Below are 24,160 nucleotides of genomic sequence, written 5' to 3' on the forward strand. Positions count from 1 at the left end.
GATCAATCCTCGGTGGGCAGACCGGGGAGAGCCTTCCGCGCCGCGGCCTTCAGGGCCTCCTCGATGTTGCGACGAAAATTCCCGGCAATGGCCGCCTTGACGTTCGCCCCGTCGTCGGTGACGTCGATCGCGGCGCTGTTCTCCGCGACGAACCCGAATCCGCCGAGGTGGCTGCTCGTTTCCACGTCGAACACGAGCACCTCGGCCTTCAGATACCCGCCGTCGAACCGATGGCACGTCCCGGCGTCGGCCGCGCCTCCGTCGTCCGTGCCTGCGTCGAACAGGCTACAGGCCGTGGACGTCGTCGGCGCCGAGGGCTCGACGAACGCAATCGAGCGGATGACGAGCAGATACCGGAGCGCCTCGCAAAGGTCGAGCACCTCGTCCGCGCGATAACTGCTGATCGTCGGCGGCGCCGATTGCGGGTACGCCGCGTCGTACGGCTCCCGGTGCGTCGTGAGCACCGACGCGCATCGATTGATCGTCCCCGTCGCGGCAATCCGATGCGGCACGTTCCCGAGCTCGGCGAGATTGTCGAGGTCCTCCAGGTATGCGATCGAGGCATTGACCCCGGCGATGCCGCTGCCCCACGCCACCACCGGCGCAGGGCCCCCCGCGATGTGGACGGCGTCGCTCGACACCACGGGCAAGGCGCGTGCTTGCTCCCGCAGGGCCTTGACGTTGGCGAGCTTCGCCTCGACCGGGGCGCGATGCTCGGCGAGGACGTCCTTCAGGTCCTTGCCGAGGAAGCACCCTGCCGCGAATGCAGGAGCGAGGAGGAAAAGGAAACACCGCGCCGTCCGGAGAGGCATGCGGGCCAGTCTACCAGCCCTCGCCTCGTCCGTGCGTCGTCAGCAGGCGCCGGCGCAACCGCGGACGCTGTGGAACCAGAGGCCGCCCTGGTTTTCGCAGGCGTCGCGCTCGAGCTTGATCGTACAGCAGCGCTTCGCCCCGCCGCCGCAGACCTGCTCGACGGGGCCGCTCCGCAGGCAACAAACCTCGGTGTCCTCGTCGAGAGGCACGTCCATCTTGGGCTTCTCGGGCGCCGAGGGCAGCGAGACCGAGGGCGTCTGAGGCATGTCGACGGTCGGCACCTCGGGCACCTGGGGCAATTGCGGCAGCTCGACCTTCGGCGGCTGGGGCGCGTCCGGCAGGCCGATGAGCTGGCAACCCAAGGGGCCTCCCGCGAGGGCGACCATGACGAAGGGCACGCAGAGGGCGACGAGATGGCGGAGCGGCTTCACGATCCCCTTGCATCGCCGAGGGACGGGCACCTCGGCGGACAGTTCAGGTCCACGTGTGTCTCACGAACACGCGCCGGTGGCAAGATCCCGCCAGCTCTTCCACCGGACCGCGCGGGACATTAGGGTCGCCGGATGCCCGCCTGGACCCTGCCTGCCCTCGTCGCGGCTTGCTTCTTCGGCCTGCACTACCTCGCCCTGCGCGCGTCGAGCGGGCGCATCGGCGACGCCCTCGGCGCGCTCTGCCTCGAAGGGACCGCGGCCCTCGGGATCGTCGCGTGGATCGCCCTGCGCCGCGAGGCAGAGAGCACACCCACGAGCACGCCCGGCGTCGTGTGGGCATGCCTCGCGGGCCTCTGCATCAGCGTCGCGACGACGCTTCTCTTCACGGCCCTGCGCCTCGGCGGTCCGGTCGCCGCGACGGGCACGCTCGCGCTCGGCGGCGGCGTGGTCCTCTCGGCCGCCCTCGCCCCGCTCATCTTCGGCGAGGGTTTTACGGTTCGGCGTGCGCTCGGCGTCGCGCTCGGCGTGATCGCGATGCTCCTGCTCGCGGCCCCTTCCGATGCGAAGGAAACGCCCCAAGAAGCAGGCGGGGAGGAGGCTTCACCCATGCCGACCGAGGATCGCCACACAGCCGAGTCCGACCACGACCCCAAACGAGCGGTGGGCGTGCGCCAGCGAGAGATGCAGCACGGAGAGGTCGAGCGCGAGCGGGAACGTCAGCGCGCCGAGCCCACGATCGACGAGCTCGTCGAGGAGAACGATCCTCGTTCGAGCGCCGAGGAGTCCGAGGAGCTCTAGCGCCGGGAGACCGTTGCCAGCGGGCGCGCGGAATGCGATGGGGGAAGGCATGACGTCCGCCCCGCTCGCTTCCCCGGCGCCCGTGCGTTCGCTCGCGCCGCGCGAGCACGGCGCCTACGGGCAGCTCGGTTTGCCGCTCGTCGCGGCGCTCGCCATCGGCCGGCCGGGGGTCGCGGCGTTTGGCCTGACGATCGCGTGGGTCGCGGCGTTCCTCGCGCACGAGCCGGTGCTCGTCCTGCTCGGCCAGCGGGGCAAGAAGGCCCGCGCGCAGGACGGCCCGCGCGCGGCGCGAAGGCTCGCGTGGCTCGGCGCGGCGATGGCCCTGTTTGGCGGCGTGTTTCTGGTCCTCGCGCCCGCCGAAGCGAGGCTCGGGCTCATCCCGCCGGTCGTGCTCGGGCTCGTCGTGATGGCGTTCGTCTGGCGCAAGGAAGAGAAGACGGCGGCGGGCGAGATCATCGCGGCGGCGGCGCTCTCGGGGGCGGGTTTTCCGGTGGCGCTCGCGGGCGGGGTCGCGCTGGTTCCCGCGGCCGTGGCCTGGGCCGTCTGGACGACGGCGTTCCTCATGTCGACGTTCGCGGTGCGCGCCGTGATCGCACGAGCAAAACACGAGGGGCGGGCGACGCTCGTTGCCGCGTATGTCACGACGATCGGGCTCGGCGCGGCGGCCGTACTCCTCGCGCTCCGGGACATGCTCCCGCGCGCCGTGCCGATCGCGCTCGCGCCTTTCGTGGTGCTCTCGCTCGGGGTGCTCGTGTTCCCGGTCCACACGCGGCATTTGCGCCGCATCGGGTGGGGGCTCATCGGGGCGAGCGTGGCGACGCTCGGAATCCTGGTCGCCACGCTCCGCGGCGCCTAGTTTTCCTGACAATCGAGCTTTTGCGTGCTGCACTGCGTGTCGATGCACGCCTGGCAATCGGGCGTCGTCGTGGTGCCGGTGCAGTGGGAGTTATCCTGGCAAACGGCCGCGCAGGCATCCACGCAGGCGCATTGCTTCAGCGTCTGGAAGGCCACGAGGGCTGCGCCCTGGCAAACGTCGGCCTCCGTGGCGCCGAGCGTGGACATGCCTTGCGCGCACGAGAGGCACGCCCCGCCGTCGCCCGCGTCCGGCGTCTCCTCCCAGGCGTTGCCGTCGACGCCGTCGCAGTTCTGATCGATCCCGTCGCCCTTGGGATCGTCCTGCTCGGGGTGGATGTCCTTGTTGTCGTTGTTGCAATCGTAGCCGGGGCAAAACCCGTCGCCGTCCTTGTCATCGACCGCATCACACGGAGGAAGCCCATAACAAGCCATGAGCGTGACGGCCATGGCCCCGCCCGTCGCCAAAGCCGCGAGGCTCTTTCCAAAGCCCGCGAGCGCCGAAGGAGCCTTCTCTTCCGTGGGCGCCGCCGCGCCGCAGTGAGGACAGCGCGAAGCCGACCCGGGGACGAAACCTTCACAAGATACACAAGTCTTCAACATGCAGGGAAGGCTGTCATGCACACGGGGGCGGGCGCAAGCGAAACGCGGCCTCTGCGGCGTAGCCCGAGCGTCGCTCACGCTTGACGGCCCGACGAGGTTCTTCTCTATTGGAGACTTCCCCCTCGCGCCGATCCTCCACGATCCGAAGGGGCCGCACCCATGCCTCCTCGAACCACCCTGCAAAGCCAGCCTCTCTTTCGTTGGATCTGGCATGCGTTCTTTCGCACGGCGTTGATTCCGCTGCTCCTCGTCGAGGTCGTCCTCATCCTCGCGTACCTCGGCGCAAACCGGTTCGTGCAACGCGAGAATACGACCGCCGTACGCACGGTGGCCACGGGCGAGCTCTCGCGCATCGCGTCGCGAGAGGCGGTCTTGATCGACCAGGAGCTCTCGGCCGTCATGACGGGCGCAAGGGTGCTCACGGACGAGGTCCGCCGCTCCCTCTCCGAACCCCTCCGCCTCTCGGAAGCGGAGCGCAAGGCAGCGATCGAGCGGTACACACGTGCGCCCGAGGGGTTGTATTACAAGACGAACGACGAGGGAGGGAGCGCGCTCTTTTACAGCAGCCGCGCGCAGATCGGCGACGCCGAGCGCGACAAGGTATTAAAGACCGAGCGCCTCGACCCGCTGCTCCGCTCGATCGTCCGAAACAACCGCTTGTGGGTCCAGGCGTACCTGAACACGTCGGACTCCATGAACCGCATCTATCCGTTCATGGACGTGCGCAAACAATACCCGCCCGACATGGACATTCCCTCGTATAATTTTTATTACGAGGCCGACGCGAAGCACAACCCGGAGCGCAAGGTCGTCTGGACAGACGTTTACGTCGATCCGGCCGGACAGGGCTGGATGGCGTCGTGCATCGCGCCCGTCTATCGCGGCGACGTGCTCGAAGGCGTCGTGGGGGCGGACGTCACGGTGGCCACGCTCGTCGAGCAGGTGCTCAGGCTGCAAATCCCCTGGGAAGGGTATGGCGTTCTGATCGGACGCGCGGGGACGATCCTGGCCCTGCCCTCGGGCGGGGAGCGTGATTTCGCGCTCACCGAGCTGACGAATCACGATTATCAGGCCGCCATCCTGAAGGACACCTTCAAGCCCGACGCGTTCAACCTCTACAAACGCAAGGACCTTGGCGAGCTTCCGGGCTCCTTGGAGCGGCAGCGGGAGGGGAGCCTCGAAACGATGCTCGCGGGGGAGGCAAAACGCGTCGCGTGGAGCACGGTGGGCGCGACCGGCTGGAAGCTCGTCATCATCGTGCCCGAGGCCCGGATCGACGGGCAAGCCGTGACGCTCGGCAAGCGGATCGGGCGCATCGCCGTATACATGGTGGCCGGCCTCGTCGTCTTTTACGCCTGCTTCTTCGTCTACCTCTATCGCAAGGCGCGGACCATGAGCCGCAGCATCGCGGACCCGCTCACGCGCATCAATGACATCGTGCGCGACATCGGCGAGGGCCGGTATGAACAGGAGGCGGTCCCTGTCGCCGTCGTCGAGCTCGACGAGACGGCGCGCGGCGTCGTGGGGATGGGGCGCAGGCTCGGCGAGGACAACGCGGCCCTCTTGCGCACGCAGGACGATCTCCGCGCCGCGAAGGAGCTTGCCGAATCCGCGGCGCGCGCCAAGAGCGAATTTCTGGCGCGCATGAGCCACGAGATCCGCACGCCCATGAACGGCGTGCTCGGCATGACCGAGCTGCTCCTCGAAACCCCGCTCGCCCCCGTGCAAAAGGAGTATGCCGAGATCGTCCAGGGCTCGGCCAAGGGCCTCCTCTCCATCATCAACGACATCCTCGATTTTTCGAAGATGGAGGCGGGGAAGATGGAGCTTGCCCGCGAGCCGTTCGAGCTCGACACGCTCCTCGAAGGCACGCTCGACATGCTCGCCCAGCGCGCCCACGACAAACACGTCGAGCTCGTGCTGCGTTTGCCCGACGAGGTGCCCAAGGACCTCACGGGAGATCCAGGCCGGCTGCGCCAGGTGCTCGTAAACCTGCTCGGCAACGCCGTGAAATTCACCGACGCGGGCGAGGCCGTCACGAGCGTGTCGGTCGTCGAGGACGACGGGCGCTCGGTGCTCCTGCGCTTCGAGGTAAAGGATTCCGGCGTGGGGATCGCGCCGGGCGACCAGGATCGTATCTTCGACGCCTTCGCGCAGGCCGACGGATCGAGCACGCGGCGGCACGGCGGGACCGGGCTCGGGCTCGCCATTTCGCGGCAACTCGTGCGCCTCTTCGGCGGCGAGCTCGGCCTCACGAGCGAGCCCGGTCGAGGATCGACGTTCTGGTTCACGGCGAGGCTCGACAAGGCCACGCGAAACACGTCGCGCGCGGCCGCCCCCCCGAACCTCGCGGGCCTCCGCGCGCTCGTCGTCGACGACAGCCCCGCCGCGCGCGCGGCCCTCTGCGCCTCGCTCACGAGCCTCGGAATGAAGGCGGACGAGGCGGACGGCGGCGGCGCGGCGATGACCTCGCTTCATCAGGCGGCGTCCGCGGGGCGGCCCTACGACATGCTCTTGCTCGACCGCGACATGCCGGGGATGAACGGCGCCGACGTCGTGCAGGCGGTCCTCGCGAGCCCGAAGCTCGCGTCCCTTTCCTTCGTCCTGCTCTCGCCGGTGGGGCGTGACCTGCCCTCGCTCCCGCCGGGCGCGCGCGCCGCGCGGATCCACAAGCCAGTGCGCAGGTCGGCGCTCCTGGCAGCGCTCGCGGCGGTCGCGGGGCCCCACGCGGCGGCGAGGGACGAGGCGCCTCGCAGCGAGGCGCTCGTCGATTCGGGGGCGACCGCGGGCCTTCGGGTCCTGCTCGCCGAGGACAACGTGGTCAACCAGAAGGTCGCGGAGAAGATGCTCGCGACGCTCGGCTGCGTCGTGACCACGGTGGACAACGGGCGCGCCGCGGTGGAGGCATTCGAGCGCGGATCGTATCGGCTCGTGCTGATGGATTGCCAGATGCCGGAGATGGATGGATACCGCGCCACCGAGGAGATCCGGAGGCGGGAGCGGGAGGGCGGACGGCCACGCACGCCCATCGTGGCGCTGACGGCGAACGCAATGCCGCAGGACCGGGAGCGCGCGCTCGCGGCCGGAATGGACGACCACGTGGCGAAGCCCATCGAGCGCGTGGATCTGCAGCGCGTGCTCGTGCGTCACGCGGCGCTCGCGCAGCCCGCCGCGGAGGCGGCGCGGCCCGCGGTCGTGTCGGACGACGCAGGGCCGGTCCTCGACATGCGAATGGTCGACGGGCTCCGCGAGCTCGGGGCCCTCGAAGAGATTGGCCGCGCCTTCCTCGCGGAGGTCCCGGAGCGAATGGTCGGGCTGCGCGGCGCGCTGAAGAAACGCGACGCCGTGGACCTCGAACGGCGAGCGCACGCGCTCAAGGGTTCGAGCGGCGCGATCGGCGCGAAGCGCGTGGCGGAGACGAGCGCGCGGCTCGAACGCATGGCGCGTTCCGGCAAGCTCGACGGCGCGGAGGAGCTGCTCGATCGCCTGGAGCGCGAGTTCGAAGGGTTCGCTTCCGCGGTCGAGGTCGAGTGGGCCCGGGAGGCAGCGTCCACCGGCGCCTGAAGCGAGATCGGTGGTACTCTGAGCGCCGCCATGCCCCTTCGCCGCGTCCCCGTGCTCCCCGACGACGACCATCCCGCGTACGTCGTCTGGGAACTCACGCTCCGCTGCGACCAGCCCTGCGCCCATTGCGGATCTCGCGCCGGAGGGCCGCGGACGACCGAGCTCGGGACCGAAGAGGCGCTCGGCGTCGTGCAACAATTGAAGGAGCGCCGCGCGCGTGAGGTCGTGCTCATCGGCGGCGAGGCGTACCTGCACGAGGGGTTTCTCGACATCGTCCGGGCCCTCAAAACCGCCGGGATCCGGCCGACGATGACCACGGGCGGCCGCGGGATCGACGCGGCGCTCGCGCGGGCCATGAAAGAAGCGGGGCTGCACAGCGTCTCGGTGAGCGTCGACGGGCTCGCGCGCGCGCACGACCTCATTCGCCGCGCGAAATCGAGCTTCGAGAGCGCCACGCGCGCGATCGGCCACCTGCGCGCGGCGGGCCTCTTCGTCGCGGCGAACACGAACGTGAACCGCGTCAATCGGGGCGACCTCGAAGCGCTCTACGAGCACCTGCGCGCGCTCGGCATCGTCGCCTGGCAGGTGCAGATCACGGCCGCCCTCGGGCGCGCCGCCGATCGCCCGGACATGCTGCTCCAGCCCTACGACTTGCTCGACGTCGTGCCGCGCGTGGCCGCGCTGAAGCGCCGCGCCTTCCGCGACGGCATCACGCTGATGCCCGGCAACAACCTCGGCTACTTCGGCCCCGAGGAGGCGCTCCTGCGATCCGTGAAAGAGGGCGGTCGCGACCATTTCATGGGCTGCCAGGCGGGAAGACGTGTCCTCGGCATCGAATCCGACGGCGCGGTGAAGGGTTGTCCCTCGCTTCAAAGCCATCCCTACGTCGGCGGCACGTTGCGCGAGCAGAGCCTCGGCGCGATCTGGGACGAGGCCCCGGCCCTCGCGTTCGCGCGAAACCGCACCCCCGACGATCTATGGGGATTCTGCCGCGCCTGCCCGTTCGCCGAGGTCTGCATGGGCGGATGCACGTTCACCGCGCACGCGCTCTTCGGGCGGCCCGGGAACAACCCGTATTGCCATTTCCGCGCGCGCACGCTCGCCGCCGAAGGCAAACGCGAACGGCTCGTCCCCGCCGCGGCGGCCGAGGGGAAGCCGTTCGATCATGGTCTCTTCGAGCTCGTCGTCGAGGCGTTGGATGCCCCCGAGCCGCCGCTGGGCCCGGTGGAGGGCCTCGTTCAGATCACGCGACCGGTGAGAAAAGGGCAGGCGTAGGGCTACGGAATTCGCTCGAGGTTGCCCAACGGGTGCGTTGGCTTTTTGTACGTGGCCCTGAATGTCGCCGACGCCGCGTCGACGACACTTTCCAGGCAATAGTAGGTGTTATCGAGGGGCATGCAGTCGCCCACATCGATCGTGAACCCTGGCGGCTGGTGGCTTTGGCCCCACCACTCTTTTTCGCCGAGCGCTGACTCGGGCACGCCGCAAGCAAAGTGCATGAGTGCACGAGGCGCTCGACTGGCGCCATACGCCTCGTACGCCTCGTCAAGGAGGACGTGACAACCGTTGATGCGCGCGACCTTGCCCTTTTCCACAGTAACGACAGGAGACTCCGTCCGTGCGCAGGCCCCGAGGACGACAGCGGTGATCAGAAGGAAGGCAGTTCGCATGATTCTTGTGCTCGACATCAACGACACGTATTGAAGGATACTTTACCGCTACAGTTGTCGCATGTCCTACGCTGCTCTGCGCAGCAATCGGCGCAACTGGACCCGCTCGTACCGCTACAACTGTTGTAACAGAGGGGCGTTTGCTCTGCGCACCAGTTCGGAGGCATGCACTGCGTCGCCGTCACCGACGACCCACACCCCGTCCCCACCACCGCGCCCCCAAACAGCAGCAACAGCAAGCGCATACCACCACCCTCGCCCCTGCACACGGTTACCATACCCACAGGGACCGGATCAACAGTTAGCTTCGTTGTTCGTACAGGATACTCTGTTCGTTGCACGGCACCCGCTAACGGCGGGTCGGCTTCCGCGAACGGCGGCATGGCTTCCGCGAACGGCGGCATGGCTTCCGCGAACGGCGGCATGGCTTCCGCGAACGGCGGCATGGCTTCCGCGAACGGCGGCATGGCTTCCGCGAACGGCGGCATGACGTCCGCGAACGGCGGCATGACGTCCGCGAACGGCGGCATGACGTCCGCGAACGGCGGCATGGCTTCCGCGAACGGCGGCATGGCTTCCACGAACGGCGGGACGTCACCCGCGAACGGCGAGACGGAAAATCAGCCGTGAAGCTCCCGGAGCAGCGTATACGAGCGGTTGCGCGCCGCCGCGTCCGGCACCGCGCAGAGCACCATCAGCTCGTCGGCGCGGGTGGCTTCGAGGAGCTTGTCGAGCTGCTCGCGCACGGACGCCGGGCCGCCGACGATGTTCTGCGCGAACCAGTGTTCGACGAAGGCTCGCTCCTCCGGCGCCCACGGATACGCCTCGGCCTCCTCGATCGTCGGATAAGGCTCGCGCTTGCCCTGGCGCACGCGCAGGAACGCGAGCGCGCCCGGGAGCGCGATGCGCCGCGCCTCGGCGTCCGTATCGGCGACGATCACGATGGCGCCGATCATCGCTTCGGGCTGGGCCAGCACCGCCGAAGGGGTGAACGACTTTCGGTAGAGGTCGAGGGCAGGCAACGTATTCGCCTGGCTGAAATGGTGGGCGAACGCGAACGGCAAGCCGCGCCGGCCCGCCAGACGCGCGCTGTAGCCGCTCGACCCGAGCAGCCAGATCGGCGGCTCGTTGCCGAGCGCCGGGACGGCGCGAATGCCATGGTAGGCGTGATCGTCGCTGAATTGGCCACGGAAAAACCCATAAAGCTCGTCGAGCATCACGGGCAGGCCGTCGCCCGTCGTCGGATCCTCGCGGCTCAGCGCCGACGCCGTGAGCGGGTCCGTCCCCGGGGCGCGGCCGATCCCGAGGTCGATACGGCCCGGGAAGAGCGCCTCCAGCGTGCCGAATTGCTCCGCGATCACGAGCGGCGCGTGGTTCGGCAGCATCACGCCGCCGGAGCCGACACGAATCGTCGACGTCGCAGCCGCGATGCGCGCAATCAGCACCGCAGGCGCCGCGGACGCGATGCCCGGCATGGCGTGATGCTCGGCGAACCAATGCCGCCGGTATCCGAGCGCCTCGACGTGGCGCGAAAGATCGATGCTCTCGGCAAAAGCCTCGCTCGCGTTGGATCCCCGCCGAACAGGCGCCAGGTCGAGAACGGAGAGCGGAATTCCCATCATTGCACCTCGATCCTCAGGGCAAGGGCGGCGGCACCAGCGGCACGAGCGCCCGCAGTTCGTCTTCAAGGAACGTTTCGACCCCCCGCCGCGCATCCTTCCCCGCCCCCTCGTCCCCGAGGTCCGCGGCCACCGCGTCGTGCCGGAACGCAAGCTCGCTCCGCCGCACGTACGAAGGATCCGAGCGCAACGCCGCGGCCCACGAAAGAGCGAGCGCCGCCTCGCGTTGCTTCTTGTCGAGCGAATGCTTCTTCGCCAGCACCACCTTGCCGCCCACGTTCACCGCCGTAATCGCCTCCGTGCGGTGGTTCATGGGCAACGTCAGCTTCGCCGCCGCGACCGCGAGCTCGTCGCTCGCCTCTTCGCCATCCAGCACGTATCGAATCGCATCCACGCACGGCGCGCCGAACGCCCGCGCCGCCTCGATGCGCTGCCGCGCCTCCCCGTGCGCCGCCGTGATCTCCTCGGCCGGGAGCGCGGTCTTTTTGCCGATCACCAGCACCGCCTGCTCCTCACGCGGGTCGACGCCCTCCAGCATCGCCGCGTAAAACGCGCCCCGCAGCACGGCCCGCGCGACCTTCGGGGGCAAGCCCTCGGGCACGTCGAGCGCCTCGGCCCGCACCGGCTCCTCCTTCACGAGCGCGCGCTCGTCCTCCTCGGGCAACCCGAGCGACGCGATGAAGCAGCCGCGTTGCGACTTCGCCTCCATCTGGAACGTGCCCGTCGCCCCGAGCACCGCCGCGAGCGCGCGCGCCGCGAACCCGCCGAACGCCTTCACCCGCGCCACGTCCTTCTCGCTCGGCTTCGACGTGAAGAGCGACCGCACGCCACGCGCGCCGCCTTCGAGCGAGATCCCCTCGTCGATCACGTCCGCCATCGCGAGCCAGCGCAGCGGCTGGATCGGGGCCATCGCCACGGTCATCCGCACGAGCCACGTGTCCCACGCGCCGAGGTGCTCGCCGGGCGCCCCACGCGCGGCCGCCTGGAGCACAGGCGCGCGGCGCTTCGCGAGGGCACGCAGGGTGCCGTCGTCGAGGCGGGCGGTCGAGGCAATCGCAAAAAACACGTCGTCGCAAAGGCTGCGCGCGGCGTTCACCAGGCAGATGTTCGGCGGGAGGGCCACGGCCGGGGTTTTATCAGAAGGACCGCGCCTTCGAAAGGTGAAGCACGCGCCGGATCGCATGCCGGAGGCCGTCGCCCAGCGTCGCAAAGGTGCGCGCGCCCAGAAAAAGCTCGCCGATCTCCACGAACATGCGCGCCGCGTCGCCGCGCACACCGACCAGCATGCCCTCGGCCCCCACGAGCCCCGTGGCCCGCATCATCGCGCCGAGCACCCCCGCCGCGTGCGCGTCCACCACGCTGAGCCCCGTCACGTCGATGAGCACGACCCGCGCCCGATACCGCCCGATCGCGTGGAGCAACACGCCCTTCGCGTGCTCGGCCCGCTCGGGCGAGATCTCCCCGACGAGCGGCAGGAGCAGGACCCCCTCCCACACGCGGAGGACCGGCGAGGAGAGCGCGCGCAGCTCGGCGCGCTGGGCGTCGATCGTGGTGATCTTGTCTTCGAGCTCGGCGCGCTTCTCCCCGAGCTCGACCTCGAGCTCACGCTTGCGCGCCACCACCGAGCCCACGAGCTTCTCGCCGTACACGTCCGAGAGCTCGAAGATGGCCTCGTAATAGACCTCCTCGACGAGCCCGAGCGCCGCGAGCGCCTCGCGCGCGGGCCAGCGCTCCTCCGCGATCACGACGGCGACGCCCCGCTTGAACGAGAGAAACCCCCGGAGCAGCGTGGAGACGCGGAACTCGCTCGCCGCGCGCAGGCTCGTCACGTACGCGATGAACGCGCCGAGCGGCGCCCGATCGCCCGACGCGAGGACGGCGACGTTCGTCGTGATCACCCGGTCGACGAGGTCGCGCGTCTCGTCGCGCGGCCGCTTGCCCTGGAGGTCCGGCGCGAGCGCGAAGACCCAGTCCGTGCCGCGCTCCAGCACGTCCTCCCTTCGTCGCGCGAGCAAACCGAGCAGCGCGGCGAGCCCCGGCGTCTGCGCCCCCATGCGCGCCCGGACCGGCCCCGCGCGGCGCCTCTGCACCGCGGCGAGCAGCCGCGTCCGGGCACGACGCGCGCGGCTCACGGCCGGCGCGCGGCGAGGAAGGCTTGCAACAAGGCAGCCGTCTCCCGCGGACGCTCGACCTGCACGTAGTGCCCCGGCCCCGGCAGGTACGCGAAGCGCGCGCCCCGCACCTTCGCGACGATCTCGCCGCGGAGCGCCGCCACCGGGAGGAAGGGATCGTCGGTGCCGACGACGAGGAGCGGGGCCTTGATCGAGCCGAGCGCCTCGGCGAACCCGCCCTTGCGCCAGACGTCGAACGAGAGCCGCACGGCCTCGGGCAAGGTGCGGGCGCCGTCGTCGAGCAGCCGCTCCAGCGAGGCTGGCGAGAGCTCCTTGCAGGCCATGCCGAGGATCGTCCGCTGCACGTCGCGGTTGCCGCCGGCGCTCGAGAAGAGGCCGATCGCCTCCTCGGGCAAGGGCGCGCCGCTCGCGGGCACCGGGCAAAGCAGCACCGCGCCGTTCACGCGGTCCGGATGGTAGGCCGCGAGCCACTGGGCGATCTGCCCCCCCATGCTGTGCCCGACGACGGTGAACGACTTGATCCCCTCGGCGTCGGCGATGGCGAGGATATCGTCCGCATAACGCTGGATCGAGTAGCCCGCCTCGGGTTTGTCAGATTGCCCCGCGCCGCGCAGGTCCGGCACGATCACGCGCAGGCCGTCGCGATCGAGGTGCTCGAGCAGGTCGTCGTGGACGGCGCCCGAGACCGTCCACCCGTGGACGAGGAACACCGCCTCGGGGCCGTCCCCGAAGCTGCGGTAAGCAATCTTGATTCCGTCGTTCGCCTGCGTGACGTGCATGGATGCCCTCCTCTGGTCGAGAGACACCTTATGCACCCCTCCCCCGCGACTCAAGAGCGAACGCGCGTACCTTGGCGAAGAGCCCCACGTTCATCCCGAGGGGGACGCCTCCCTCTCCTCCGGGGCGAGCTCGCTTCGCAATCTCGCGTCAAAACACCCGGTTCAAACCGTTCAGCGCCGCGACGCGGTACGCCTCGGCCATCGTCGGGTAGTTGAACGTCGTGTTCACGAAATACAGGAGGGTGTTGGCCTTGCCCTCCTGCGACATGATCGCCTGGCCGATGTGGATGATCTCGCTCGCGTTGTCCCCGAAGCAATGCACGCCGAGCAGCTCCAAGGTCTCGCGGTGGAACAGGATCTTGAGCATCCCCACGGTGCGTCCGGTGATCTGCGCGCGCGCGAGCGACTTGAACTGCGCGTGGCCCACCTCGTAAGGGATCTCCGCCTTCGTCAATTCGCGCTCGGTCCGGCCCACGGAGGAGATTTCGGGCGAGGTATAAATGCCCGTCGGAATGTCCTCCACGAGCTTCGTTTCGAGGCGCCCTTCGACGAGGTGCGTCGCGGCGAAACGGCCCTGATCGTACGCCGCGCTCGCGAGCGCGGGGAAACCCACCACGTCGCCCACCGCGTAGATGTGCGGCACGGTCGTCTGGTAGGCCTCGTTCACCTTGATGTTTCCGCGCGAATCGACGGGGATCCCGAGCTGTTCGAGCCCCAGGTCATTCGTATTGCCCGTGCGCCCGTTCGCCCATAACAAGACGTCGGACTTGATCTTCTTGCCGCTCTTCAGGTGCAGGACCACGCCGTCGTCCTGGCCCTCGACCCGCTCGTACTCCTCGTTGTGCCGGATCAAGCAGCCCATGTCGCGCAGGTGATACGCGAGGGCGTCGACGATCTCGTCGTCGAGGAACGAGAGCAGCTTGTCGCGGGTATTGATGAGGTTGAGCTTGACGCCGAGCATGCGGAACATGCTGCCCCACTCGCAGCCGATGACGCCCGCGCCATACACGATCATCGACTGCGGCATCTCCTCCATCCGGAGGATCGTGTCGGAGTCGTAAATGCACGGATGGGTGAAATCGACGTCCGGCGGGTGATACGGCCGCGAGCCGCTCGCGATGATGAACGCTTTCGCCGTGAGGACGTCGATCGCACCCTTCGGCTGCCCGACCTCCAGCGTGTTCGCGTCGAGGAAACGGGCGTGGCCTTCGACGACCTCGACCTTGTTTCGCTCGTAGAACGTCTGCCGCATGTCGGTCTGCTTGGCGATGACGCTGCTCGCCGTGCGGGTGAGGTCGCCGAAGGAGGGCTGCGCATCCGGGCTCGCCCGGAACCCCGGGACATGGCGCATCTCCACGAAGCGCTGGATCGCGTGGCGAAGGGCCTTCGAGGGGATCGTGGCCGTGTGCGTGCAGGCGCCCCCGACCAGGTGGCGCTGGTCGACGACGCAGACGCTCCGGCCCTCCTTGGCGCACTTCATGGCCGCCCCTTCCCCGCCGGGGCCGCTGCCGATCACGATGACGTCAAACGATCGCGAGCTCATCGGCGCGCACTCTACGTCGGGCCGGCAAAACTCGCAACGAAGCGGCGGTCACACGCCCACGCGCCGTCCGCGCGCGCCGTCAGAGGGCGACGACGGGATCACAAGCCACGCCGAGGAGCTCGCCCCGCACCTCACCCACGAGATAAATCGACCCCGCCACGACGATCAGATCGGACGGTCCTGCCATTGCAAGCGCCCGCGTGATCGCCTCCCGCCCCTCGGGCACGAGCAGGCCAGCAAAACGCGCCGAAAGCTCGCTCGCCTGCACCGGCGCTCGGCCCTTCGGCTCGGCATACACGCGCCGATCGGCGAGCGGGCCGAGCATGTCGAGCATGCCCGTCCACGCCTTGTCCGCCAGCGCCCCGAAGACGAGCACGACCCGATCGGGCGATACACCGAGGGAACGCACGTGCTCGGCGAGCGCCGCCGCGCCGTGCGGATTGTGCGCGCAATCGAGGAGGACAGCCTTGCCGTCCTTGTCGATCCGTTCGAGCCGCCCCGGCCATCGCGCCGCCGCGAGGCCACGCGAAAGCAGCCCCGGCAGCGCTTTGAATGTTGGTCCCGAACTCACGGCCGTGAGCGCCGCGGCCACCGCGGCATTGGCGATTTGATGCGAACCAGCGAGGCCGAGGCGCGTCTCGACGACCATGTCCGGCAGCTCGATCCGCGCGCGTCCGTCCGGGAGCGCGCGCGCCTCGACGACGAACACCCCGTCCGCGTCCGACGCCGCCTCGCCCGGCCGCGCCACCCGCAGGATCGGCCGCGCGCCGACGTCCCTCGCCACGTCGAGCGCCGCCGCGAGCGCCTCGTCGTCGAGCGGCCCCAGCACGACCGGCACGTCCCGCCGGAACAAGCCCGCTTTGTCCCGCGCGATCGCCGCGTGTGTGTCGCCGAGCAGCGCCGTGTGGTCGAGCGCGACCGACGTGATCGCCGTCCCGAGCGGCCGTTCGAGCACATTCGTCGCGTCGAGCCGGCCCCCGATGCCCACCTCGATCACGCCGACCTCGACGTCCGCCGCGTCGAACGCGACGAACGCCGCGAGCGTCATCGCCTCGAAAAACGTGGCATCGGGCGCGGCCACGAGCACGCGTTCGAGCGCGTCCGCGAGGCCGTCGTCGGCCATAGGCTCGCCGTTCAGCCGGATGCGCTCGGCGATCCGGCAGAGCTGCGGCGAGGTGTAGAGCCCGGTCCGAAAGCCCGCTTCCCGCGCGATGGACTCCAGCATCGCGCTCGTCGAGCCCTTCCCGTTCGTCCCGGTGACGTGGAAAAACGGCCGCTTTTTCTCAGGATTTCCCAGCACCGCGAGGGCCGCGTTCATGCGCTCGAGGCCGAGTGCCATGCCCCGGCGGCTCGCGCGCCGCAGGAGCTCGTCGACGAGGGGAGCGAGACGTGGAGAGGGCATCCGTTCAGCGTGGGGTCCGCGCGGCGCGGCCGTCCTGCAGGTGATCGAGCAAAAGGCCGATCGTCTGCTTCATCTCCAGGCGCGGGACGATCGCGTCGATCATCCCGTGCTCCAGCAAGAACTCCGCCCGCTGGAAGCCGGGCGGCAAGGTCTGCCGGATCGTGGTTTCGATGACCCGCGGGCCCGCGAAGCCGATGAGGGCCTTCGGCTCGGCGATGTTGACGTCACCGAGGAAGGCAAAACTCGCGGCCACGCCGCCCGTCGTCGGGTGCAGGAGCACCGAGAGAAAGGGCAGGCGGCGCTGCCGGAAGCGCTCCAGCGCCGCCACGCTCTTCGCCATCTGCATGAGCGAGAGGATGCCCTCCTGCATACGCGCGCCGCCCGAGGCCGAGAGCAGGAGCACGGGCAGCTCCTCCTCGGCCGCGCGCTCGAAGAGGCGCGTGATCTTCTCGCCCACGACCGAGCCCATGCTGCCGCCCATGAACGCGAAGACGAACGCGCCATACCCGATCGGCCGGCCGCCGAGGCACGCCTTGCCGATCTCGATGCCCTCGCGCGCGCCGGTCTTCTTTTGCGCGGCGGCGACGCGATCCTTGTAGCTCCGGCCGTCGCTGAAGCGGAGCGGATCGTCGGGCACGAGGTGCTCGTCCCACGCTTCGAGGGCGCCCTCGTCGCAGAGCAGCGCGCGCCATCCGGACGCGGAGAGCTTGTGGTGGTGTCCGCAGCGCGGGCAAACCTCGAAGCTCGCGGCGAGATCGTCGGCCGTGACGGTCTCGCCGCAGCCCTCGCAGCGCCGGAACACGCCCGCGCCGATCGAGCGCTTTTCCCCGGCGCTGGGCGGTGTTTTGTCGGGCCAGCTCATGCTACGTCGACGCTTGGGAGGTAGGCTCGGACGAGCCGAGCTACGCCCCCAACCCTCCCTCGCCGAAGTCGATTTCCACCACGTCGTGCGGGACCTTCAAGGCAGGCTCCGTCTTCGCCTGCACCTCGCGCGCCGAGACACCCGGCGCGAGCTCGCGCAGGACGAGCCCCTCGGGCGTCACGTCGATCACCGCGAGATCCGTGATGATCCGGTGCACCACGCCTCGCCCGGTGAGCGGGAGGCTGCACTCGCGCAGGATCTTGGGCGACCCGTTCTTCGCGGCGTGGTCCATGATCACGACGACGCGCTTGGCCGAGACCACGAGGTCCATCGCGCCGCCCATGCCCTTCACCATCTTGCCCGGGATCATCCAGTTCGCGAGGTCGCCTTTCTCGGAGACCTCCATCGCGCCGAGGATGGCGAGGTCGATGTGGCCGCCGCGGATCATGGCGAAGCTCTCCGCGCTCGAGAACGTGGCGGAGCCGGGCATCATCGTGACCGTCTCCTTGCCCGCGTTGATGAGGTCCGCGTCCTCTTTGCCGGCCTCCGGATAGGGTCCGATGCCGAGCAGGCCATTTTCGCTCTGGAGCACGACATCCATCCCTTTCGGGATGAAGTTCGCGACCAGGGTCGGCATGCCGATGCCGAGGTTCACGTAGAAGCCGTCACGGAGCTCTCCGGCCGCGCGGCGTGCGATCTGCTCTCGCGAAAGGCTCATCTTCCTACTTCGCTCCCTCGGACTTCTGGACGGTCCTGCGCTCGATGCGCTTTTCGTACTTCGCGCCCACGACGACGCGGTGCACGTAGAGGCCAGGCGTGTGGACCGTGTCCGGATCCAGGGCGCCGACCTCCACGAGCTCCTCGACCTCGGCGATCGTCACCTTCGCGGCCGTGGCCATCATCGGGTTGAAGTTCATCGCCGTGCGACGGTAGACCAGGTTTCCGTACCGATCGGCCTTCCAGGCCTTCACGATCGCGACGTCGCCGCGGATCGCGGGCTCGAGCACGTAATCCCGACCATTGAAGGAACGGATCTCCTTCTTCTCGGAGAACTTCTTCACCGAGCCGTCGGCGTTGTAGAGGACCGGCAGCCCGCCCTCGCTGATGGCGGTGTGCGCGCCGGTCGGGGTGTAGAACGCTGGAATGCCCGCGCCGCCGGCCCGGATGCGCTCGGCGAGCGTGCCTTGCGGCGTGAGCTCGACCTCGAGCTCGCCCGAGAGGTACTGGCGCTCGAACTCCTTGTTTTCGCCGACGTAGGACGAAATCATCTTCCGGATTTGCTTGTTCCGGAGGAGCACGCCGAGACCAAAATCGTCGACGCCGCAGTTGTTCGAGACGACGACGAGGTCCTTCGTGCCGAGCTCGCGCAGCGCGGCGATGCAGTTCTCGGGGATCCCGCAGAGGCCGAAGCCGCCCGCGAGGATCGTCGCGCCGTCGGGGATGTCCCGGCACGCGTCGAGGGCGCTCTGGTAGACCTTGTTCATACGGCCGGGAGTGCTACCAGAGCCGCGCCCAGGTGGCCAGGGGGATCCCTCGAACTTGGCCACGCCCTCCGCGTAGGCGTATTCCCGGGGCCGTGCGTAGCCCCTTCCGCTCCCTCGCCGCAGCGCTCGCGATTGCGCTCTGCGGCACGCCCACGACCCCCGCCGAAGCCGCGCCGCCCGCGTCCGCCGCCCCGCAAGGAGCACGCGCGGGGGCGAACAAAGCCCAGGGGCCTTCGCGCCGCGCCAAGACCGAGCCCGCGGCCACGGGACGCCCCGGACGGGGTTTGGGGCGTAGCCCGGCTCGTCCGGGCGAAGCCCCAAGCGGAGCGGCGGGAAAAAAGACCGAGGTCGCGACGCCGGAGAAGAAACCCGCGCCCCCGCCGCGCGCCGATTCCGTCGGCCCGCCGAACGACGGCCGCCTCGAAGGTGGCATTCGTCTCGATACGACGGACAAACCTTACCTGCGCGTCGTCCCGGCCTACAACTACAAGGACGCGGACACCCGCTGGGGCCTGCCTGCGCTCGTCCGCGCGATCGATCGCGCGGCCAAAGCCGTGAACAAGAAGTTTCCGGGCGCCGTCCTCGGCGTCGGGGACATCTCGCGCAAGAACGGCGGCGAGCTCGCGCACCACCACTCCCACGAGAGTGGGCGCGACGCGGATCTCGGGTTTTACCTGGTGAATGAAAAGGGACAACCCGTGCTGCGCCCCTCGTTCGTGAAGGTCGACGAGAAGCTCGCGGCGCCGAGCGTGCCGGGCGCGCGCTTCGACGTCGCGCGGAACTGGCTCTTTTTGCAGAACCTCCTGCTCGATCGCGACGCGCGTGTGAGCCATATCTTCGTGTCCGAGCCGCTCAAGCACGCCCTGCTCACCCATGCCCGCGCGCGCGGCGTCTCGCGCGCTCTCTATGTGCGGGCCGCGCAGGTCATGATGCAGCCGACGGGGGGTTTGCCCCACGACGACCATTTCCACGTGCGCATTTCATGCCCGCCCTCGATGACGAAGAGCTGCGTCGAGATCGCGAAAAACGCGCCGAGCAAGGCGCGGCTCAAGATCGCGAAGAAGGGCAAGCGCGGCGTGAAGACCCCGGAGCGCCGCGCGGCCCCCCCGGCTCCGCCCCCGCGCCGCACGGCCGAGGCCCGGATCGAGAATGGCGAGCGCTCGGGTGGCATTTACCTCTCCCGCGCCACGAAAGCGACGACGGGCCCGGACGTCCCGGTCTCCTTGTGGGCGCTCGCGGGCGCCTCGATCGGCCGCGGCGATGCGGCGCGCGCCGAGGCGGCAAAGACGGACGACGGGCGTGACGAGGCCGCCTCCGACGCGGCCGACGTGAAGGACGCCGTCGACGAGGAAGGCGCGCCGCGCATCACGCGGTGATCACGCGCCGAGGAGCCTCTTTCATGCGACAAGGTCTTTTCCTCGCCGCGGCGCTGGGCACGTTTGTCCTGGCCGCGGCATGTTCGGGCCCCGACGTGCAGCAGGGCGGCGGCGGAAATGGCGGCAGCGGGGGCCAGGGCGGCGGCGGGCCGAGCATGAGCCTGCTCGCCCAGGGCATCGTGAGCAACGATTGCGCGCCGAACGACGGCCCCTGGCTCGTGTTCACCCTCGGAACCGCGTCGACGTGTGGCCAGGCGGGGGGCTCCGAGCCCCAGCTCCTTTTCGCGATCTACCCCGGCAACACGTCCATGCTCGCGGCCGGACAATCGTGGACGTTCAACGCCGCCATGCCGACGAACGAGGTGCAGGCGTGGTGGTATGCGAATGGCATCGGAGGCAACTCCGAAGCACCAAAGACCGCCTCCGTCGAGGTGGTCTCGGTCGGCGCCGACGAGGCCCAGGTGAAGTACACGTTCGTCACGCCAAACGACACGAGTTATGCCGGCCAGATGGACGTCTCCATCTGCACGACGATCCCCATGTGTGGATGAAGCACGGCGCCTCTGCGCGCGAAACAACAAGAGCGCTGATTCGTTGACGCTCCCACGTTTCGATACGTACAAGGCAGGAAGAGGCCTGTTGCGTCGGGCGGCGGGTCGCTGGTAGGTTGACCGGTCATGTCGCCGGGTCGACTCAGCCCATTTCCCAAGCGCAAAAGCAGCACGAAGCTCCGTGCCCAGAGACCCGGATCGATCGCGCCGCCGCGCGCGAGCGTCCCGCCGCCGTTGCTCGATCCCGCGAGCGAGCTTTCGGCCGTCCTCGCCGAGCTCTCGCCGCACGGCGTGGCCGCGCTCCTCGCCCACGCGCGCAAGCTGCGCGACGATGAGCGGCGCCGCGGCGCGTCACCTCCCCTCATCGTGCTCTCCCCGCGTGATTTCGCGGCCCGCGTGGTGCAAGCGGCGAGCGACCTGATCGTGGCGCGGGACGACGGCAGGATGTTCATCGCCTCGCTTTTCCGTTCGCTCGAGGAGCGCGGGGAGACGTCCGGGCTCGGGCTCGCCGAATTCAAGAACCGGCTGCTCATGGCGCACCAGGCGGGTCTCCTCGTGCTCAGCCGCTTCGAGCCGCACGAGCGCGCCGATGCCGCGACCGTCACCGCCTCCGAGATTCGCCACCTCGGCGCGACGTTCCACCTCGTGCTCGTGCGTCGCCCCAAGTCGGAGGGATCGAAGTAAACTCGGACGGCAATGGCGCGTCCCGTCGCCGACAGAAGCCCCGCTCCGCCGCCCGCCGTGCGCGCCGCCGCGCTCTTCGTGCTCGGCGCGCTCGTCCTCTCCCTTTTGCTGATGGCCGCCGCGATGGCCCTCTATCCCGGCGGCACGTGGCTCGATCGCGCGTCCCCCGGGCACGATTTTCTCCGTAATTTTTTCTGCGATCTGACGGCCGATCGCGCGCTCAATGGGCAAACGAACCCGGGCGCATCGTTCGCCAAGGCCGGGATGGTCCTCCTGTCCGCGGGCACGCTGCCGTTCTGGTTCCTCGTCACGCGGCTGTTTTCGGAGCGCGCGCGGCTCGGGCTCGCCGTGCGTGGGCTCGGGCTCGCCTCGGCGCTCGCGGCGATTGCGGTGCCGCTCGCGCCGTCACAGCGGTATGGCTTGCTCCACGCGGGGCTCATCTTCGTCGCGGGGGTGCCGGGGCTCTTCGCGGGCGGGCTCGCCACGTTCGGGCTCGTCACGACAAACCACGGGTCGCGCACACCCGCGCGCCTCGCGGGGCTCACGGCGGGCCTCGCGGCGCTCGACGGCGCGCTTTATGCGGCGCACGTCGCGTCGGGCGTGGAGATCACCTCGGCGCTGCTCCCGGCGCTACAAAAGCTCGCCGCGCTCGCGCTCGTCGCCTGGATGGCGGGCACGGCGACGCTCGCCGGGTTTCGCGATTAAGGCACTTCCCAGCCCGTCGACGCGGTCCACAGGAAAAACCAATCCTGCAGGTCGAGCTCGATCGCGAGCGCGCTCGCCGCGGTGCGGATCCGGTCGATCCGGTTCGTCCCGAGCACCGGGACCATCTTCGACGGGTGCTTGAGGAGCCACGCGAAGAGAATCGCGTCGGGCGTGGCTGCGTATTTTCGGGCGAGCTCGCCGAGCGCGCCGCGCACGCGCCGCTCGACGTCACCGCCGCCATGGAAGATCCGCCCGCCGGCCGTCGGCGACCAGGCCATTGGCGAGATCCCGAGGCGTTGGCATTGATCGAGCGTCCCGTCGACGAACGCGTCGTGCCGCAGCGGGTTCACCTCGACCTGGTTCGTCACGATGCGCGACGCGAGCCGGCTCTGGAGCATTTCGAGCTGCGAGGGCGCGAAGTTCGAGACGCCGAGGTGCAGGACCTTGCCCTCCCGGCGGAGCCGTTCGAACGTCCCTGCCACCTCGTCCGGATCGAGCAGCGGGCTCGGCCGGTGCAAGAGCAGGACGTCGAGATGATCGGTCGCCAGGTTTCTCAGTGATCGCTCGACGGACGAAACGATGTGGCGACGTGAGTAGTCGTAATGCTTGATGCGGTTCTCCGGCCGGGCAGGGTCGACCAGCATGATCCCGCATTTCGTCACGATCTCGATCTTCTCGCGCAGGCCCGGCGACGCGCGGAGGGCTTCGCCGAACGTCTCCTCGCAGCGGTATCCGCCATAGATGTCCGCGTGATCGAACGTGGTGATCCCACAATCGAGGCAGGCGTGGATCTTGTCGAGGACGCGCCGGACCGACGCCCCCTCGGGATCGTCGAGCAGCCGCCAGACGCCGTAGACGAGCCGCGACACCGTGGGTCCCTCGCCGGCCAAACGAACGCGCAGATTCGTCTCCGTGATGCTCACACGCGTCATCCTACCCAAGGGCGGCGCCGCTTGTCACGCGGTGAAGAGCCCGGCGAACTCGGGGTCAAGGCCTTCAATCGCCCGTCACGCACGTGATATCCATGTACCCATACGGCAGGGCCCTCGCTCCGCCGGTGAATCGCAAGGACCAGAGGTGTTCCCCCACATCACAGCTCAAGTCGCTGAAGGACACCTCCGTCACGCAAAAACCACTCGAACAGCCAGGACAATCGAACGAGGTCCGACAGCTCTCCAGCGCCGCGCCCTCGTGCTGCATGACCTCGCAACGACGGAGCGTCTCCCCGTAACGCTCGACGAGCGTCTCTTTCCCGTCCGGATCCCGCCATCCCTTTTCCGGATCACATCGTTCGAGCTCCGGCTGGTCGACGAGAATCTTGCACGCGGCGCTCCCATTCGAGTCCACCTTGATCGGTCGTTCCATGCAGGGAGCGCCACAATCGATCCACCCGGGATGAAGCATGAAATCCCACTCCATGTCGTCGTCACACGGCCACGTATAGTCGTACGAGCCGACGAGCTCGCCCCACGTTTCAAGGCGTGTATCGCCCCTCTCCCGTTTCTGACAGCCGAATTCCTCCGCCTTCGACGGGACCACCACGACCGTACGATACGTCGACGATAACGAGACCTCGTTCGGCACGAGTTCCGCGGGGGACTTCACGTCCTCGTCGTCTCTCGTGCTCGCGACGATGATCTGGTAGTGCGTGCCTTTGGCGAGCGACGCGACGAACGCCGATTCCGCTTCGGTCTCGGGCGCCTGCAATCCCTTCATGAGATCGAGCGCGCGGCTCGCCGCACGGAGCGGCCGGTACGCCTCTCCCGGCATGGCGAGCCGCTCCTCCATGGCCTCGAGCGCAGCCGCGACGACGGCGTCGACCTCTTCCGCTCGGGAGGTCATCGTCGTCCACGCGAGCGCCGGCCGGTCGATGGGGGTGACCAGCGAAAGCGAGGTCGGCGCGCTCGGATGCACGATCAGCACACGATCGTCGCCCGGACGCCATTCGGCGGGATCCTCGGTCCCCCTGCAAAACTCCGCCCGGTTCTGCACGGCGCCCATAAGGCCCGCGCGTAACGCCTGCGCGGCGCGCGACCGGAGCATGGCCGCTTCGGGCGTATCCGCGTCGTCAACGACGAGCACGTGCACGATCGGCTCCCCCTTCCCGTAATACCCCTCCGACGTGAGTTGCGACGTCGTGCCGGGCACGAGCGGGACCGCGTCCGTTCCCTCACACGCCGCCGCCACGAGCCCCATCGAGAGCATAAGAAAGAATCTCGATCCCCACTTCATGGCGGGCTCGACCGGCAATTTGTGTGCCCACGCCGAAAAGCTTATGGTTTCCGGCCTAGC

At 69.1% G+C, this 24,160-nt stretch carries 24 protein-coding genes; 9 read left to right on the top strand and 15 right to left on the bottom strand.

What is annotated here, in order from left to right; translation table 11 throughout:
• Window positions 1-2: 2 nt before the first annotated feature.
• Window positions 3-812 (bottom strand): hypothetical protein, encoded by an 810-nt coding sequence (locus E8A74_RS09190; protein ID WP_136928577.1) that lies wholly within the window; start codon window positions 810-812, stop codon window positions 3-5.
• Window positions 813-851: 39 nt separating this feature from the next.
• Window positions 852-1,244, bottom strand: coding sequence for a hypothetical protein (locus E8A74_RS09195; RefSeq protein WP_136928578.1), 393 nt, complete (start codon window positions 1,242-1,244; stop codon window positions 852-854).
• A gap of 132 nt (window positions 1,245-1,376) precedes the next feature.
• On the opposite strand from E8A74_RS09195, the gene E8A74_RS53820 reads away from it, so the two are divergent.
• Both E8A74_RS53820 and E8A74_RS09205 read left to right on the top strand, forming a co-directional pair.
• Window positions 1,377-2,042, top strand: coding sequence for an EamA family transporter (locus tag E8A74_RS53820; protein WP_211365318.1), 666 nt, complete (start codon window positions 1,377-1,379; stop codon window positions 2,040-2,042).
• 49 nt (window positions 2,043-2,091) lie between these two features.
• The gene (locus E8A74_RS09205) at window positions 2,092-2,898 is read left to right on the top strand and encodes a YwiC-like family protein (protein WP_170228989.1); all 807 of its coding nucleotides are present in this window, start codon (window positions 2,092-2,094) and stop codon (window positions 2,896-2,898) included.
• Here E8A74_RS09205 and E8A74_RS09210 read toward each other — a convergent pair.
• Window positions 2,895-3,344: a hypothetical protein gene (locus E8A74_RS09210; protein WP_136928580.1), complete on the bottom strand. Its 450-nt coding sequence runs from the start codon at window positions 3,342-3,344 to the stop codon at window positions 2,895-2,897. The two genes, E8A74_RS09205 and E8A74_RS09210, sit on opposite strands and share 4 nt — an antisense overlap.
• A 312-nt stretch (window positions 3,345-3,656) precedes the next feature.
• On the opposite strand from E8A74_RS09210, the gene E8A74_RS09215 reads away from it, so the two are divergent.
• Together E8A74_RS09215 and E8A74_RS09220 are read left to right on the top strand one after the other, a co-directional pair.
• Window positions 3,657-7,061 (top strand): response regulator, encoded by a 3,405-nt coding sequence (locus tag E8A74_RS09215; protein WP_136928581.1) that lies wholly within the window; start codon window positions 3,657-3,659, stop codon window positions 7,059-7,061.
• Between the two features lie 30 nt (window positions 7,062-7,091).
• The gene (locus E8A74_RS09220; protein ID WP_136928582.1) at window positions 7,092-8,336 is read left to right on the top strand and encodes a radical SAM/SPASM domain-containing protein; all 1,245 of its coding nucleotides are present in this window, start codon (window positions 7,092-7,094) and stop codon (window positions 8,334-8,336) included.
• Between the two features lie 2 nt (window positions 8,337-8,338).
• On the opposite strand, the gene E8A74_RS09225 is transcribed toward E8A74_RS09220, so the two are convergent.
• Window positions 8,339-8,731, bottom strand: coding sequence for a hypothetical protein (locus E8A74_RS09225; protein ID WP_136928583.1), 393 nt, complete (start codon window positions 8,729-8,731; stop codon window positions 8,339-8,341).
• Between the two features lie 381 nt (window positions 8,732-9,112).
• Between E8A74_RS09225 and E8A74_RS09230 the strand changes: the two genes are divergently transcribed.
• A complete protein-coding gene (locus E8A74_RS09230) occupies window positions 9,113-9,361 on the top strand; it encodes a hypothetical protein (protein ID WP_136928584.1) in 249 nt (82 codons plus the stop codon).
• Here E8A74_RS09230 and E8A74_RS09235 read toward each other — a convergent pair.
• The 9 genes from E8A74_RS09235 to E8A74_RS09275 form a co-directional block, all read right to left on the bottom strand.
• Window positions 9,352-10,353, bottom strand: coding sequence for an LLM class flavin-dependent oxidoreductase (locus E8A74_RS09235; protein ID WP_232379454.1), 1,002 nt, complete (start codon window positions 10,351-10,353; stop codon window positions 9,352-9,354). The genes E8A74_RS09230 and E8A74_RS09235 overlap by 10 nt on opposite strands.
• 13 nt (window positions 10,354-10,366) lie before the next feature.
• Window positions 10,367-11,473, bottom strand: coding sequence for a hypothetical protein (locus tag E8A74_RS09240; RefSeq protein ID WP_136928585.1), 1,107 nt, complete (start codon window positions 11,471-11,473; stop codon window positions 10,367-10,369).
• A 13-nt stretch (window positions 11,474-11,486) separates the two neighbouring features.
• A complete protein-coding gene (locus E8A74_RS09245; protein WP_136928586.1) occupies window positions 11,487-12,482 on the bottom strand; it encodes an STAS domain-containing protein in 996 nt (331 codons plus the stop codon).
• Entirely contained in the window at window positions 12,479-13,261 is a 783-nt protein-coding gene (locus E8A74_RS09250) for an alpha/beta fold hydrolase (RefSeq protein ID WP_136928587.1), read from the bottom strand. The genes E8A74_RS09245 and E8A74_RS09250 overlap by 4 nt, the downstream gene beginning before the upstream one ends.
• A 148-nt stretch (window positions 13,262-13,409) precedes the next feature.
• Window positions 13,410-14,804 (bottom strand): Si-specific NAD(P)(+) transhydrogenase, encoded by a 1,395-nt coding sequence (sthA, locus tag E8A74_RS09255; RefSeq protein WP_136928588.1) that lies wholly within the window; start codon window positions 14,802-14,804, stop codon window positions 13,410-13,412.
• Between the two features lie 79 nt (window positions 14,805-14,883).
• Complete coding sequence (locus E8A74_RS09260) at window positions 14,884-16,206, bottom strand: bifunctional folylpolyglutamate synthase/dihydrofolate synthase (RefSeq protein ID WP_211365319.1); 1,323 nt, start codon at window positions 16,204-16,206, stop codon at window positions 14,884-14,886.
• A gap of 4 nt (window positions 16,207-16,210) precedes the next feature.
• Window positions 16,211-17,068: an acetyl-CoA carboxylase, carboxyltransferase subunit beta gene (accD, locus tag E8A74_RS09265; protein ID WP_136928589.1), complete on the bottom strand. Its 858-nt coding sequence runs from the start codon at window positions 17,066-17,068 to the stop codon at window positions 16,211-16,213.
• 40 nt (window positions 17,069-17,108) lie between these two features.
• Window positions 17,109-17,786, bottom strand: a complete 678-nt coding sequence (locus E8A74_RS09270) for a CoA transferase subunit B (RefSeq protein WP_136928590.1) — start codon at window positions 17,784-17,786, stop codon at window positions 17,109-17,111.
• Window positions 17,787-17,790: 4 nt separating this feature from the next.
• Window positions 17,791-18,552 (bottom strand): CoA transferase subunit A, encoded by a 762-nt coding sequence (locus E8A74_RS09275; protein WP_136928591.1) that lies wholly within the window; start codon window positions 18,550-18,552, stop codon window positions 17,791-17,793.
• Window positions 18,553-18,644: 92 nt separating this feature from the next.
• Here E8A74_RS09275 and E8A74_RS09280 point away from each other — a divergent pair, with 92 nt between their 5' ends.
• The 4 genes from E8A74_RS09280 to E8A74_RS09295 all read left to right on the top strand — a co-directional run bounded on the left by E8A74_RS09280 (window position 18,645) and on the right by E8A74_RS09295 (window position 21,868).
• A complete protein-coding gene (locus E8A74_RS09280) occupies window positions 18,645-19,928 on the top strand; it encodes a penicillin-insensitive murein endopeptidase (RefSeq protein WP_170228990.1) in 1,284 nt (427 codons plus the stop codon).
• A gap of 23 nt (window positions 19,929-19,951) precedes the next feature.
• Window positions 19,952-20,479 carry a hypothetical protein gene (locus E8A74_RS09285; RefSeq protein ID WP_136928593.1) on the top strand — a complete coding sequence of 176 codons (528 nt, stop codon included), beginning with the start codon at window positions 19,952-19,954 and terminating at the stop codon, window positions 20,477-20,479.
• A gap of 126 nt (window positions 20,480-20,605) precedes the next feature.
• Entirely contained in the window at window positions 20,606-21,163 is a 558-nt protein-coding gene (locus E8A74_RS09290) for a hypothetical protein (RefSeq protein ID WP_136928594.1), read from the top strand.
• Between the two features lie 12 nt (window positions 21,164-21,175).
• Entirely contained in the window at window positions 21,176-21,868 is a 693-nt protein-coding gene (locus E8A74_RS09295) for a hypothetical protein (protein ID WP_136928595.1), read from the top strand.
• Here E8A74_RS09295 and E8A74_RS09300 read toward each other — a convergent pair.
• Window positions 21,865-22,791 (bottom strand): aldo/keto reductase, encoded by a 927-nt coding sequence (locus tag E8A74_RS09300; RefSeq protein ID WP_232379455.1) that lies wholly within the window; start codon window positions 22,789-22,791, stop codon window positions 21,865-21,867. The two genes, E8A74_RS09295 and E8A74_RS09300, sit on opposite strands and share 4 nt — an antisense overlap.
• A gap of 73 nt (window positions 22,792-22,864) precedes the next feature.
• A complete protein-coding gene (locus tag E8A74_RS09305) occupies window positions 22,865-24,073 on the bottom strand; it encodes a hypothetical protein (RefSeq protein WP_136928597.1) in 1,209 nt (402 codons plus the stop codon).
• Between the last annotated feature and the right edge of the window lie 87 nt (window positions 24,074-24,160).

Origin of the sequence: Polyangium fumosum, from assembly GCF_005144585.1 — a bacterium.
GTDB classification, from domain to species: domain Bacteria; phylum Myxococcota_A; class Polyangia; order Polyangiales; family Polyangiaceae; genus Polyangium; species Polyangium fumosum.

What these genes read in the sequence shown, in the direction of transcription:
- E8A74_RS09260 (WP_211365319.1), bottom strand. Translation starts at nt 16,206, where the DNA reads ATGCCCTCTCCACGTCTCGCTCCCCTCGTCGACGAGCTCCTGCGGCGC.
- E8A74_RS09250 (WP_136928587.1), bottom strand. Translation starts at nt 13,261, where the DNA reads ATGCACGTCACGCAGGCGAACGACGGAATCAAGATTGCTTACCGCAGC.
- E8A74_RS09295 (WP_136928595.1), top strand. Translation starts at nt 21,176, where the DNA reads ATGGCGCGTCCCGTCGCCGACAGAAGCCCCGCTCCGCCGCCCGCCGTG.
- E8A74_RS09210 (WP_136928580.1), bottom strand. Translation starts at nt 3,344, where the DNA reads ATGGCCGTCACGCTCATGGCTTGTTATGGGCTTCCTCCGTGTGATGCG.
- E8A74_RS09215 (WP_136928581.1), top strand. Translation starts at nt 3,657, where the DNA reads ATGCCTCCTCGAACCACCCTGCAAAGCCAGCCTCTCTTTCGTTGGATC.
- E8A74_RS09290 (WP_136928594.1), top strand. Translation starts at nt 20,606, where the DNA reads ATGTCGCCGGGTCGACTCAGCCCATTTCCCAAGCGCAAAAGCAGCACG.
- E8A74_RS53820 (WP_211365318.1), top strand. Translation starts at nt 1,377, where the DNA reads ATGCCCGCCTGGACCCTGCCTGCCCTCGTCGCGGCTTGCTTCTTCGGC.
- E8A74_RS09220 (WP_136928582.1), top strand. Translation starts at nt 7,092, where the DNA reads ATGCCCCTTCGCCGCGTCCCCGTGCTCCCCGACGACGACCATCCCGCG.
- E8A74_RS09205 (WP_170228989.1), top strand. Translation starts at nt 2,092, where the DNA reads ATGACGTCCGCCCCGCTCGCTTCCCCGGCGCCCGTGCGTTCGCTCGCG.
- E8A74_RS09235 (WP_232379454.1), bottom strand. Translation starts at nt 10,353, where the DNA reads ATGATGGGAATTCCGCTCTCCGTTCTCGACCTGGCGCCTGTTCGGCGG.
- E8A74_RS09275 (WP_136928591.1), bottom strand. Translation starts at nt 18,552, where the DNA reads ATGAACAAGGTCTACCAGAGCGCCCTCGACGCGTGCCGGGACATCCCC.
- accD (WP_136928589.1), bottom strand. Translation starts at nt 17,068, where the DNA reads ATGAGCTGGCCCGACAAAACACCGCCCAGCGCCGGGGAAAAGCGCTCG.
- E8A74_RS09305 (WP_136928597.1), bottom strand. Translation starts at nt 24,073, where the DNA reads ATGCTCTCGATGGGGCTCGTGGCGGCGGCGTGTGAGGGAACGGACGCG.
- E8A74_RS09190 (WP_136928577.1), bottom strand. Translation starts at nt 812, where the DNA reads ATGCCTCTCCGGACGGCGCGGTGTTTCCTTTTCCTCCTCGCTCCTGCA.
- sthA (WP_136928588.1), bottom strand. Translation starts at nt 14,804, where the DNA reads ATGAGCTCGCGATCGTTTGACGTCATCGTGATCGGCAGCGGCCCCGGC.
- E8A74_RS09270 (WP_136928590.1), bottom strand. Translation starts at nt 17,786, where the DNA reads ATGAGCCTTTCGCGAGAGCAGATCGCACGCCGCGCGGCCGGAGAGCTC.
- E8A74_RS09230 (WP_136928584.1), top strand. Translation starts at nt 9,113, where the DNA reads ATGGCTTCCGCGAACGGCGGCATGGCTTCCGCGAACGGCGGCATGGCT.
- E8A74_RS09225 (WP_136928583.1), bottom strand. Translation starts at nt 8,731, where the DNA reads ATGCGAACTGCCTTCCTTCTGATCACCGCTGTCGTCCTCGGGGCCTGC.
- E8A74_RS09285 (WP_136928593.1), top strand. Translation starts at nt 19,952, where the DNA reads ATGCGACAAGGTCTTTTCCTCGCCGCGGCGCTGGGCACGTTTGTCCTG.